The 12572-nt window shown below is 60.2% G+C and carries 11 protein-coding genes; 10 read left to right on the forward strand and 1 reads right to left on the reverse strand.

Going from position 1 to position 12572, the window contains the following annotated elements:
• The first annotated feature begins 70 nt into the window (after window positions 1-70).
• Entirely contained in the window at window positions 71-637 is a 567-nt protein-coding gene (locus tag ASG39_RS07005) for an isochorismatase family protein (RefSeq protein WP_062594328.1), read from the forward strand.
• 99 nt (window positions 638-736) lie between these two features.
• Here the strand turns inward: ASG39_RS07005 and ASG39_RS07010 are convergent, their stop codons facing one another.
• Window positions 737-1813, reverse strand: a complete 1077-nt coding sequence (locus tag ASG39_RS07010; RefSeq protein ID WP_062594329.1) for a catalase family protein — start codon at window positions 1811-1813, stop codon at window positions 737-739.
• Window positions 1814-2196: 383 nt separating this feature from the next.
• Between ASG39_RS07010 and ASG39_RS07015 the strand changes: the two genes are divergently transcribed.
• The 9 genes from ASG39_RS07015 to ASG39_RS07055 all read left to right on the forward strand — a co-directional run bounded on the left by ASG39_RS07015 (window position 2197) and on the right by ASG39_RS07055 (window position 12352).
• Complete coding sequence (locus ASG39_RS07015) at window positions 2197-3159, forward strand: alpha/beta hydrolase (protein WP_200943861.1); 963 nt, start codon at window positions 2197-2199, stop codon at window positions 3157-3159.
• 11 nt (window positions 3160-3170) lie between these two features.
• Window positions 3171-3698 (forward strand): DUF4142 domain-containing protein, encoded by a 528-nt coding sequence (locus ASG39_RS07020; protein ID WP_062594330.1) that lies wholly within the window; start codon window positions 3171-3173, stop codon window positions 3696-3698.
• A 76-nt stretch (window positions 3699-3774) separates the two neighbouring features.
• On the forward strand, window positions 3775-5583 hold the full coding sequence (locus tag ASG39_RS07025; protein WP_082477021.1) for a YbhB/YbcL family Raf kinase inhibitor-like protein: 1809 nt from the start codon (window positions 3775-3777) through the stop codon (window positions 5581-5583).
• Window positions 5584-5704: 121 nt separating this feature from the next.
• Window positions 5705-6580 carry an SDR family oxidoreductase gene (locus tag ASG39_RS07030; protein WP_062594331.1) on the forward strand — a complete coding sequence of 292 codons (876 nt, stop codon included), beginning with the start codon at window positions 5705-5707 and terminating at the stop codon, window positions 6578-6580.
• Window positions 6581-6642: 62 nt separating this feature from the next.
• On the forward strand, window positions 6643-7752 hold the full coding sequence (coxB, locus tag ASG39_RS07035) for a cytochrome c oxidase subunit II (RefSeq protein WP_156468051.1): 1110 nt from the start codon (window positions 6643-6645) through the stop codon (window positions 7750-7752).
• Window positions 7749-10268, forward strand: coding sequence for a cytochrome c oxidase subunit I (ctaD, locus tag ASG39_RS07040; protein WP_062594333.1), 2520 nt, complete (start codon window positions 7749-7751; stop codon window positions 10266-10268). The genes coxB and ctaD overlap by 4 nt, the downstream gene beginning before the upstream one ends.
• A gap of 4 nt (window positions 10269-10272) precedes the next feature.
• Window positions 10273-10650 (forward strand): hypothetical protein, encoded by a 378-nt coding sequence (locus ASG39_RS07045; protein ID WP_062594334.1) that lies wholly within the window; start codon window positions 10273-10275, stop codon window positions 10648-10650.
• Entirely contained in the window at window positions 10647-11309 is a 663-nt protein-coding gene (locus tag ASG39_RS07050) for a cytochrome c oxidase assembly protein (RefSeq protein ID WP_062594335.1), read from the forward strand. The genes ASG39_RS07045 and ASG39_RS07050 overlap by 4 nt, the downstream gene beginning before the upstream one ends.
• Window positions 11303-12352, forward strand: coding sequence for a c-type cytochrome (locus ASG39_RS07055; protein WP_062594336.1), 1050 nt, complete (start codon window positions 11303-11305; stop codon window positions 12350-12352). The genes ASG39_RS07050 and ASG39_RS07055 overlap by 7 nt, the downstream gene beginning before the upstream one ends.
• Window positions 12353-12572 lie beyond the last annotated feature (220 nt).

Here is a 12572-nt window from a genome sequence, read left to right on the forward strand (position 1 = left end):
TGTCGTCCCGATATGGTCTTTTCTCATGCGGTGAAGGCTTAGGATATCCTGGTATCAACAGCTTGGAGACATGGCCATGTCCGACACCGCATTGATCGTCATCGACGTTCAGGAACCTTTCCGTCATCGCGACTATTGGAATGATGAGCCGGTGCCCTCCTTCATCGATCGGCAACAGGCGCTGATCCACGGAGCAAAGTCCAGGGGCGTTCCCGTCGTCCAGGTCTTTCATGTCGAAGAAAGCGGCCCGTTCTCCGAAGCGTCTGGGTTCGTGAAAACGCTGGCGCCCTTTCGCCTCGCTCCGGATGCCGTCTTCAGGAAGCGTCGTCACAGCGCGCTGGTTGGTTCGGGTCACGACGTCTGGCTGACCAGCAACGGCGTTCGCCGCGTCATCATTTCCGGCATCCGAACCGAACAGTGCTGCGAGACGACGACACGGCATGCATCCGATCTCGGCTATGCCGTCGATTATGTCGGCGAGGCCACGCTCACCTTCCCGATCATCGATGCCGGGGGTCGGACGTGGAGTGCCGCAGAGATTCGCGCTCGAACAAAGCCGGTCCTTGCAGGGCGTTTGGCTCGGATCGCAACCGTCGAGGAGGCGCTTGCCGGACCTGTCGTGAAGAGCGCGGCGTGAAGGACGGCGCGCATATCTCGCAGTATGAGGTATGGAAGAACAACAAAATCCGGGCGTCCCTGAAACCAGCAACGCCCGGATCTGTCTCAATTCGACAGTTTATAACTGCGGCTCCTGAATGGGACAACGATTGAACCCTTCACGGAACTTGGCAGACTGTTCATACGTGGACTTGCGAGCTCGGTTGATGTTGCCGAGTGGCTGATGCGCTGCCAAGCCCGTCCAGATACTGAACCGCATCTGTTCGTCCACTTTTCGAACTTGCTCGTCTCTCCAGCTGTCTTGCGGAGCTGCCGTCACCGTAGCAACAGTCACGAAAGGAGCCGCTTCCGGATCCCATTCGACGGTCGGATCTTCGATCGGCTGCGCCTCGGTATCGCGACAGAGCTGGACCTGGAATTCCCATTCGCCGGAAATGGTCTGCATCTCGGCTTGTACTGTCTCCCGGATGGCATTCTCGCTGACGCTCGTGTCGATTTTTTCGCCCGTAAGGTTCGTCAGGGATGCCGACACAGGTTTGAGGCTGAACTTGGCAACGTGGTCGCCATAGCGAAACGGTGTCACGCTGAAATAGGTCTCTCCCAGCGGATCCACATTCGGGGCACCGCCCAGTGACTGAACCGTTGGACTTGCCAGTCCCACCGTTTCCAGTGCGCTGTTGACGGTCTGCAGCACGCTCGACATGACGGTTTTTGTGCCCTCCATCTTGTCGGTCGTCTTTGCCAGCATCTTCAGACTGCCAAGGAATTTCTCGGCTGTTTTTGCCTGGAACACAGGACCATTCACCATGACGAAGTCTTGCGTCCTGCCCGCTGCGTCCGGGAGGCGTTCTCCCTCCACGCCGACCACCTTCATAGCCAGGCCGCGGGGCAGGGCGATGGCGTCGGGCAGGATATCGCCGGCATTCGTGGACCGACGCATGAACACGGTATAGCTGCCTGGGTGCGCAAACATACCTTGGGCCAGTTCCGGCGGAAGACCATCTTTCACCTGCAGCGTGCCCTGAAGGATTGCATGGGCCTTGGCATGGACCGAGCGCACTGCATGGCCATAGTCGTTGGCGGTCGTTTCAAGGATTGTGCCAAAGGTCTCGTTTAGACCCTGGATGGTTTCCTGTTCGTCTGGCTGAACGTCTTCAAGGTCTGGCGAAAAGCGGACGGGCGTGGAGGTCGGCATGCGTAACTCCTTCTAAACGATCGAGAAACGCCAACGGATTGGGATAGTTCCAAGGAGGTAGTCGGATGCGAAAACAAGAGGGGCGTGCTGTTACCGCGTCCTATGAGTTTTAGGACGTTAGACTATCACTTCCGCTATTTCTTCGCGCAAGCTGGCGATTCGTTGACGTAGTTGAACAGCACAGCGCTCGTTGCCCAAAGTTCGGCGATCCGGGTAATTCTCCTTTAATTTTTGCTTAAGGAACAAATTCTTACGCCTCTTGGTTTCAGCCACATCGAAACCGGAGCGCTACAATGCCGTTGAAAAATTTTACACAATCTATTCCTCTCGCACTGGCACTGCTTGTCCCGATGGCGTCTGCTTTTCCGGTGTCCGCTCAGGAAATGGCCAAGCCAACTGTCGAAATGCAGGCTGTTCTCGACAAGCTTGCCGCGCTCGGAGCAAAACCGTTTTCGACGCTGACGGTCCCCGAGGCACGCACGCAGGCAAGCCCGGCGGATGCCGCCCATGCCGTCCAGTGGGACAAGCGCCTGTCATCCAACCCTGAAGCGCAGGTCACTACCAAAGACATCTCCATTCCAACTGCTGAAGGTGGCGTTGCTGCGCGCGTTTATATCCCAGGCGGCAAGGGACCGTTCCCTGTCGTCGTCTACTATCACGGTGGCGGCTGGGTGGTGGCGGATATCAATGTCTATGATGGCGCTCCCCGGGCGCTGGCGCTCCGAACGAATGCGATCGTCGTGTCCGTGGAATATCGTCACGCGCCTGAACACAAGTTTCCCGCTGCCCATGACGACGCTTGGACTGCCTACAAATGGGTTGTCGAAAACATCCATGAGCTGAACGGCAACTCCGATAAGGTCGCCGTTGCAGGCGAAAGCGCCGGTGGCAACCTCGCCGCCAACGTCGCCCTGATGGCCAAGGAAATGAAGACCAAGCAGCCGGTCCACCAGCTTCTGGTCTATCCGGTCGCCGGCAACGACATGAACACGCCGTCCTACAAAGAAAACGCCAACGCCAAGCCGCTCGGCAAGGCTGACATGGAATGGTTCGTGAAGAACACGGTGTCGTCCATGGACGAGACCAAGGATCCGCGCATCAATTTGAACGGCAGGTCGGATCTGGCGGGTGTCGCCCCGGCGACGGTCATTTTGGCGCAGATCGACCCGCTACGCTCCGATGGAGAGACCTATGCGTCAAAGCTGAAGGATGCCGGTGTCGCTGTGGACGTTAAAACGTTCGATGGCGTCACGCATGAATTCTTCGGCATGGGGAAGGTCGTGCCCGAAGCCAAGCAGGCGCTCGATCTCGCCGTCGCCGATCTCACAGCCGCATTCGAGAAGTAAGGATAGTGACGATGAACAGAACAATTTCCGCTTCGCTCCTGTCACTTGCGCTTCTGACAGGCACGACCAGTTTCGCTGCCATGCCAGCCTCTGCCGACAAAGCGGCCGCTGCCATGAATGTCGACAAGGCGTCCTTCGTAAAGGTCGTTACGAGTTCAAATGCTTTTGAGATCGAGTCCAGCGAGCTTGCCGAACAGAAGGTGAGGGACGCCGACGTCAAGGAATTCGCTGCCGCTATGATCAAGGATCATACGATGGCAGCCGCGGAATTGAAAAAGGCTGCCAAGCTGGGGGATGAAACACCGGTCCTGTCGCCGAAACATGCCGCCATGCTCGAGACGCTTAAGGGTGCATCCGATCAGGATTTCCAACCACTTTATATCGAGATGCAGACAGCAGCGCATATGGAAGCCGTAACGCTGTTTGCGACCTACGCAAAAGGTGGCGACGACGCGGCCGTGAAGGCGTTTGCAGCAAAGACGCTTCCCAAGCTGGAAATGCACAAGATGCACGTCACGAAGCTGGTCGCAGCCCACTAACCGCGAAGATTGTTTCACAAGCCCGGCGATAACGCCGGGCTTGTTCGTTCTGTCTATCGTTTCCCGAGGAGGTCCCATGAACGCCCGTTTGTCCGCACTTGCCCTATCCGTCTCCACGCTCACCCTCATGATGCCAACCGTCACATCTGCGCAAATCAAAGGCATTGTCGGCGAAGCGTCCGACGTGACCATCCAGGGGTCGATCCTCGAACCTGAAAAGCTTCAGGTGAAGGATGACACCAAGCTGACGGGACTGATCAAAGCTCCAGAGGGATTCAACGTCGAGGTATTTGCCCGCGATCTCATCAATCCGCGCATGCTGGCGGTTTCGCAGAAGGGTATCCTGTATACCACCCGTCGCACTGTCGGTGACGTGATCATGCTCAAGGATGACAATGGCGACGGCAAGGCAGACGCGGCGATCACCGTTGCCAGCCGCCCCAACATGCATGGCATCGCGTTCGACGGCAACAAGGTCTTCCTCGTGACGATCCACGACGTCTACACCGCCGACGTTAATGAAGACGGGACATTCGGGCCTTTGACCCGTATCATCAACGATTTGCCGGACGCGGGCCAGCATGCCAACCGGACGATCGGCATCGGCCCGGACGGCATGATTTACATCACCTCAGGCAGCACCTGTAACGAATGCCAGGAAGATAATCCGGAAAATGCCACCATTCTACGCGCCAGCAAGGACGGCAAGACGCGCACCATTTTTGCCAGCGGTCTGCGCAATACCATTGGTTTCGACTGGGAGCCAACCACAGGCACGCTCTACGGCATCGACCATGGGATCGATTGGCTGGGAGACGAGGTTCAGATCGAGGAGCTGAACCGGATCGAGGAGGGCAAGAAATACGGATGGCCCTACGTCTACGGAATGAGCGGGATCAACCCCCATATCAATCCGCCCGAGGGCGTCACGCTTGAGCAGTGGGCTAAGCAGTCAACCGAGCCGGTTCTCGGCTATACCGCCCACAGTGCACCAATGCAGATGGCCTTCTACAAAGGAAATGCTTTTCCCGCCGATTACAGCGGTGATGCGTTCATCGCGATGCGCGGATCCTGGAACCGTCGTCCGCCCAGCGGCTACGAGGTCGTGCGCGTCAATTTTGAGAACGGCAAACCGGTCGGCTTCGAAAAATTCCTGGAAGGGTTTCTGCTGCAGCAGGAAAACGGCAAATATGGTTATCTCGGGCGTTTGACGGGCATTGCAGTGGGCCAGGATGGCGCGCTTTTCGTCGCCGACGACAGCAATGGTGTCGTTTACAAGGTTTCTTACGATGGCAGCGACAAGGCGCCGTCATCGGAGGCCGCGGCGATCCCTAATGTCGTTACGGACATACCGGCCTCGAAGATCGCCATCGATCTTGTCAATACGAAGAGCACCGATGGCATCGTGGTCAAGGCGGCGTTTGAAAAGGATGGCCCCATTCCCGTTCAATACGCAGCCGACGGTGACAATGCCTCGCCTGCGATGGAATGGAGTAACGCGCCGCAGGGCACAAAGTCCTTCGTGCTGATTGCGGACGATCCGGATGCCGCCAAGCCGAAGCCCTTTACCCATTGGCTGGCCTACGACATTCCCGCCGCTACCATGAAACTGCGCGAAGGCGTTCCCGGCACCCCTGTGCTGCAGGAGCCGAAGATGATGAAACAGGGTGCCAACAGCCAAGGATCGATCGGCTATTCGGGCCCGAAACCACCGGTCGGCGATCCCGCCCATCACTACCATTTTCAGGTTTTCGCGCTTGATATCGAGACGCTCGGTCTCGATCCGGGTGCCAAACGCGACGCCGTCCTGAAAGCCATGGAAGGCCATGTGCTCGCAGAAGGCCGGGTCATCGGCACATTCGAACGCAAGATTGCAGGTCAATGATATGTCGATGATACGCCCGTTCTCTCTGACCCGTCGATCCGTGCTCGCTGCGACCTCGGCGACGCTTGCCGCATCGGCTTTTCCCGCATTCTCGCAGACAACATTGAAAGAAACATCCAGCATGCAAGACCCGACAACGAAGTATCCGAAGCCGCCGTTTCAGGAGCAAAAACAGCCGTTCCCAGGCTTGGCAAGCAAGATGACGCCAAAACCGGATCACGGCGAGACATCCTACAAAGGGTCTGGTCGATTGACGGGCCGCAAAGCTCTGATCACAGGCGGTGATTCCGGCATGGGCCGGGCCGCAGCCATCGCCTATGCCCGCGAGGGAGCCGATGTCGCCATCAACTACCTGCCTGATGAGGAGCCGGACGCCCGAGAAGTCATCGCGCTGATCGAGAGGGAAGGACGCAAAGGCGTCGCATTGCCGGGCGATCTGCGCGACGAGGCGTTCTGCGAGAAACTGATCGAAGATGCTGCGAAGGCATTGGGGGGTCTCGACATACTCGTCAACAATGCAGGTCGCCAACAGCAGGCGGCCTCCATTTCCGACATCACCACCGAAGCCTTCGACGCGACGATGAAAACCAATATCTATGCGATGTTCTGGCTGACAAAAGCTGCGCTGAAGCATCTTCAGCCGGGCTCTTCCATTATCCAGACGACGTCGGAGCAAGCCTACGATCCCTCTGAGAACTTGGTCGACTACGCGATCACCAAGGCGGCCGGCATGAATTTTACCAAGTCCATGGCGAAACAACTCGGGCCCAAGGGCATTCGCGTCAACGGCGTCGCGCCGGGGCCAATCTGGACTCCGCTCCAGGTGAGCGGCGGCGCGACGATGGAAAAGCTGGTGACATTCGGCGGCGATACGCCGATGGGGCGGCCCGGGCAGCCGGCCGAACTGGCCTCTATCTACGTACAACTGGCGGACAACGGCGCCGGTTTCTCCACAGGCCAGGTCTATGGCGCAGCGGGTGGGGGCGGCCAGCCCTGATACGATCAACAGACATTGGTAGCCGGCAGTAGACATGATTTTGAGTGGGAATGCATGGAGGCATGCATTTCCACACGCTCTGCCACTTGTCTTCGTCTGCAAATACGACATATCGCGCGGATTGTTGCACCTACGACAGGAGTGAAACGGCGATTTCAGGACGGATCAGAGCCCCGAACCAGATTTTCGGTCGTCCTGTGCTGACGATTGTTATTGCGACCTTGGCCCTCGCGGGTTGCTCTGGCCCGCAATCTGCACTCGATCCGGCCGGGGTAGAAGCGAGCGCCGTGCACCACCTCTTTATCGTCATGGTGATCGGCGGCGCCATCATCTGGGCAATGACCATCGGTGTTCTTGCCTATGCCGGCCGCACCCGCCCAAAACCCATTTCCGTGCGTGGAGCGAGCCGACTGATCGTATGGGGTGGGGTCGCCTTTCCGGTGGTCGTCCTGTTCCTTCTGCTGTCCTATGCCGTGTGGCTGATGCCGCAAGTGCGACCCTGGCTGCCGGGCGCCATGGACGGGACGGCTGAGATCGAGGTGACCGGCGAGCAGTTCTGGTGGCGTATCCTCTATCTCGATCAGACCGGTAAACCTGCCTTCGAGACTGCCAACGAGCTGCACTTGCCTGTCGGACGCCGGACGACCTTTCGCCTGAAGGCTGCCGATGTCATCCATTCCTTCTGGATTCCCGCCCTCGGCGGCAAGATGGATATGATTCCCGGCCGCGATAACAGTCTATCGCTGGAGCCTACGAAAGCTGGCATTTATCGTGGCCCTTGCGCGGAATTCTGCGGAACGTCGCATGCGCTGATGGCCTTTTCCGTCGTGGTGATGGAGGAGGTGGACTACTTGGCTTGGCGGGCGGCAAGGACGCAGGCACCGGTTGCTCCGCAAAAGACGTCCGGGCAAGAGTTGTTCTTCCGGCATGGCTGCGCGGCCTGCCACGCTATTGCCGGTACGCCTGCCATTGGACGCATTGGCCCGGATCTGACGGCCCTCGGCGAACGCCAGACGCTGGCCGCTGGCACGCTTTCGAACACGCCGGACGCCATGATCCGTTTTATCCGCGACCCCGCCTCCATCAAGCCCGGCGTGAAGATGCCGGCCTTTGGCATGCTGCCGGACGGCGATATCGAGGCGATCTCCGCCTGGCTCGGAGGGCTAAAATGAGCGCGACCGATCTGCCGACCTTTACCGACGAGGAGCGCGCGGGCCAGGAGGAGCGGCTGCGCAAGGTCTGGACCACACCGTCAGGCTGGCGTTACTGGACATCGGTCAACAATACGGAAATCGGCCTCTGGTACGGGGCCGCCGCATTCATCTTCATGCTGTTTGCGGGCCTGCTCGGCCTGATGGTGCGCGTGCAACTCGCGGTTCCCGACAACAGTTTCATCTCCGCGGATCTCTTCAACCAAGCCTTCACACTGCACGGAACGATCATGATGTTCCTGTTCGCGGTGCCGATCTTCGAGGCCATTGCGGTCTATCTTCTGCCGTCCATGCTGGGCACGCGGGAGCTTCCCTTTCCGCGCCTGTCAGCCTTCGGCTTCTGGAGCTTTGCCATCGGCGGCGTGTTCGTCTGCGGGTCGATCTTCTTCAATGCCGCGCCCAATACGGGCTGGTTCATGTATCCGCCGCTCGCCACCGACAAGGAATACTCCGGCATCGGCGCGGATATCTGGCTGCTCGGCCTCTCCTTCATCGAAGTCGCCTCCATCGCGGCGGCGGTCGAACTCATCGTCGGCATCATGAAATGCCGGGCTCCGGGCATGCGCATCAACATGATGCCGCTCTTTGCCTGGTACCTGCTGATCGTCGCGGGCATGATCCTCTTCGCCTTCCCGCCGCTTATCGCCGGCGATATCCTGTTCGAAATGGAGCGGATGTTCGACTGGCCGTTCTTCGATGCAGCGCGCGGCGGTGATCCGCTCCTCTGGCAGCATCTGTTCTGGATCTTCGGCCATCCGGAGGTCTACATCATCTTCCTGCCGGCCATCGCCATCATGGCCATGGTGGTGCCGACCTTCTCGCAGCGCCCCATCGTCGGCTATTCCTGGATCGTACTCGCCGCCGTGGGCACCGGCTTCCTGAGCTTCGGGCTCTGGGTCCACCATATGTTTGCGACCGGCCTGCCGCAGATGTCGCTCGCCTTCTTCTCGGCGGCGTCCGAGGCAGTGGCTATCCCCACCGGCGTGCAGATCTTCGTCTTCATCGCCACGATGCTGGCCGGCCGGGTGATTTTCTCCGTGCCCATGCTGTTCGGCGCGGGCGGTCTCGCCATCTTCGTGATCGGCGGCCTCACCGGCGTCATGGTCGCGCTCGTGCCCTTCGACTGGCAGGCGCACGACACCTATTTCATCGTCGCCCACCTGCATTATGTGCTGATCGGAGGCATGCTCTTTCCGGTCGTCGCCGGAATCTATTACTACTACCCGTTGTTCGACGGGAAAAAGCTGTCGGACCGGTTCGGCAAGGTCTCGTTCTGGCTGATGTTCGTCGGCTTCAACGTCGCTTTCTTCCCCATGCATTTTTCCGGCCTGCGCGGCATGCCGCGCCGCATCTTCACCTATCCGGCCGGCATCGGCTGGGACTGGTTCAACCTGATCTCCACCATCGGCGCCTTCGTTTTCGCCTTCGGCGTCGGCGTGGTGGTGATCGACGTCGTGCGCCCGAAAAAGAGACAGCCGCGCTGCGAACAGAATCCGTGGAATGCCGGCACGCTGGAATTTATCTCGGAGCCGGAAGAAAACTGGGGCGTCCGATCGGTGCCGATCATCACCAGCCGCTATCCCGCCTGGGACCAGCCGGACCTCATCGACAATATCAAGGCCGGCCGCTACTACCTGCCGGACAGCCCGATGGGGGAACGCGAGACGCTGGTCACCACCGTTCTCGACGCGCGGCCCGTGCAGTGCCTGCGCGTCGGCGGCACCTCGGTCGTGACCATGGTTGCGGCCGCCGCACTCGGGGGCGTGTTCATCGCGCTCACCTTCCACTGGTGGTGGATCACCATTGCCTGTGCCATCGTTACGCTCGGCGCCATTCTCTATTGGCTGTGGACCGGAACCGCGAAAATTCCCGAGACGCAGGACTACGATGTCGGCCTCGGGCTGAAACTGCCGGTCTATGCGTCGGGCCCGGCTTCGGTCGGGTGGTGGGCGATGTTCATCACCATGGTTGGCGACGGCACGGCCTATGCCAGCCTCATCTTCGGCTATTTCTTCTACTGGACCATTCATGAGGATTTCACCGGCGGCCATGCCGGGCCTGGCGCCTTCTGGCCGATGGTGGCGCTGGTGCTCTTCGTTCTCGCCTGGCTTCTCATGCTGGCTGCACGCTCGCTCAACAAGGCGAACCGCATTCGCGCGACGCAGGGCGTGCTTGTCCTCTCCACAGTTCTCACCCTCGCCGGCTGCGGCGCGGGCCTTGCCGGTCCTTACCTATATTCGATGGACCCAACGCTGTTCGTCTATCCTGCCATTGTCTGGGTCGTCGCCATCTGGACCGTCGTCCATGGCGCGGTCGCGGTGATCATGCAGCTATATTGCCTGGCGCGCAGCCTGTCGGGCCGTATGACGGCACGTTACGACATGGATCTCGTCAATGTCGTGCTCTACTGGCATTTCATGGTCATAACCGCCGTCACGTCCTTTGCCGTAATCGGCCTGTTTCCGCTGTTGAGGTGACCCGATGAAATGGCTGCGCGAGATCGAGACCTTCTGGACGCTATTCACGGCGCCGACCGTCTGGGCACTGCATTTCCTGATTTGTTATGTCGCCTTCGCGGTCTTTTGCGCCAAGCAGGGTGCGCTTGCCCTTTCTTTCGATACCGTGCGGCTGGCGCTCGGTGGCGTGACCGTCGTCGCGCTAGGCGTCATCGTGCTTTCCGCCTGGCTCGCCTGGCGGCAATGGGGCTTTGGCACCGACGATCCGCCGCATGATGCGCCGACCGACGAGGACCGCCGGAAGTTTCAGGGCTTCGCCACCCTTCTGCTCGCGGGTCTCTCCTTCGTCGCCGTTCTCTACGTCTCGGTCCCGCTCCTCTTCATCGGAGCCTGCCAGTCATGAGCCGAGAGGGGACACGGAAAAATGCATCGCTGGCCGCCGGGATCGGTGTGCTTCTCGCCATTCTCGTGGCCATCACGCTGAGTTGGGGCGAGCGATCCTTTACGGCCCATATGGTTGTCCACATGGCCATCGTTGCTATTGCCGCGCCACTTGTAGCCACAGCGCTTTCGGGAAGCCGTGCCGATCTCACGCGGCACCTGCCGTGGCTCGGACCGCTGCTCGCCTCGCTGATCGAACTCGTCATCGTCTGGATCTGGCATGTGCCGGCCATGCGCGGCGCGGTGGAAGCCGAACCCTTTCTCGGTCTTTTCGAGCAGGCGACCTTTCTCGCCGGCGGCCTTCTTCTCTGGCTCACCTGTCTGGGCGGCGCGGCAGATGGAAGGACGGGGCGGCGGCTTGCCGGTGCGATCGGGCTTTTGTTCACCTCCATGCACATGACCCTGCTCGGCGTTTTGCTTGCGCTCAGCCCACGCCCGCTCTATGGGGACGGCGACGCGACCTGCTTCGGCATTCCCTTGACTGGCGGAACCGACCAGCAACTGGGTGGTGTGGTCATGCTGGCCGTTGGTGCAGCGTCCTATCTCATCGGCGGCGTGGCGCTCCTTTCCGGTATCCTGCGGGACGAGGGGCCTTTGAAGCCGGAGGACGCGCAATGCTGATCCGCTGGCGTCATCTCCTGGCAGCCCTGGTCGCCTTGCCTGTTCTCGGCCTGATGGTTGCGTGGCTGGGTCTCATTCCGGTCGGCGCGAGCGGCGGGCACTGGGCGGCAACCGACTGGTTTTTGCACTGGGTCATGCGCAATTCGGTGCGAACGGCGGCACTCGATACCAAGACCCCGCCTCTTAACAATGCCGCCATGCTGCCGCTCGCGGCCGGTCATTTCGAGACCGGATGCGCACTCTGCCATGGTTCGCCTGTGCAAAAGCGGTCGGGAGCAGCTCTTGCTATGCTGCCGCCGCCGCCGGACCTGGCAGAGGTTGTGCCGACCTGGACTGATGCCCAGCTGTTCGAGATTGTCCAGCATGGCGTGCGCTTTACCGGCATGCCCTATTGGCCGACGCGCGATCGGGAGGACGAGGTCTGGGCAATGGTCGCCTTCCTGCGGCAGCTGCCGGATATGGACGGCCCGACCTATCTGCGACTATCCGGGCTGGCCACCCCGATTCAGGCCGGCACCCTCCGACCACCCGCTCTTGCCTGCGACAGCTGCCACGCGGAGACGCGGCTCGACCGAAACAGCCTGATCCCCGGCCTTGCCGGCCAGTCCGAGGCCTATCTGCTGGAGAGCCTGCGCGCCTATGCCGACGGAACGCGGCCAAGCGGCGTGATGCAGGCGGCCATCAGCGGGCTGGAGCCCGACAGCTTTCCCGATCTCGCCCGCTTTTACGCCGGTCAGGCGCGCCGGTCGCTGCCACCTGCTCAAAGCGAACCCGCCCTCCTCGATCATGGCCGCCGCCTTGCCGAAGCAGGCGACGCTGGCCGCCGCATCCCCGCCTGCCTCACCTGTCACGACAGGGCCGACGGAGACCCTGCCTTTCCCGTGCTATCTGGACAGAGCGCGCCCTATCTGGAAAGCCAGCTGCGCCTGTTCGCCGCTAATACCCGCGGCGGGGGCGCCTATGCACACCTGATGATTTCGGCTGCCGAGAATCTTGAGGAGCGCGACATCGAAGCACTCGCTGCTTATTTCTCCAGTCGATAATTCTTTTCCTTCCAGCCCGAAAATCGTGTGTCTCAGCTTGTTGATTCGGTGAAGCCGCCTCTGGCTCTTTTGTTGTGCAGGCTCAGGCGTCTGATTGAAACACAGCGACAGCTCTTTTAGGGTATCCATCCGGCGAAGGCCGCAGAGCTTATGATTTAGGCTGGTCCGCCATGATGCGTTCGATCCTTTCCGGATCACATTGCTCGTCGATAAGGAACTG

Source organism: Rhizobium sp. Leaf371 (assembly GCF_001424045.1).
Taxonomy (GTDB): Bacteria; Pseudomonadota; Alphaproteobacteria; order Rhizobiales; family Rhizobiaceae; genus Ferranicluibacter.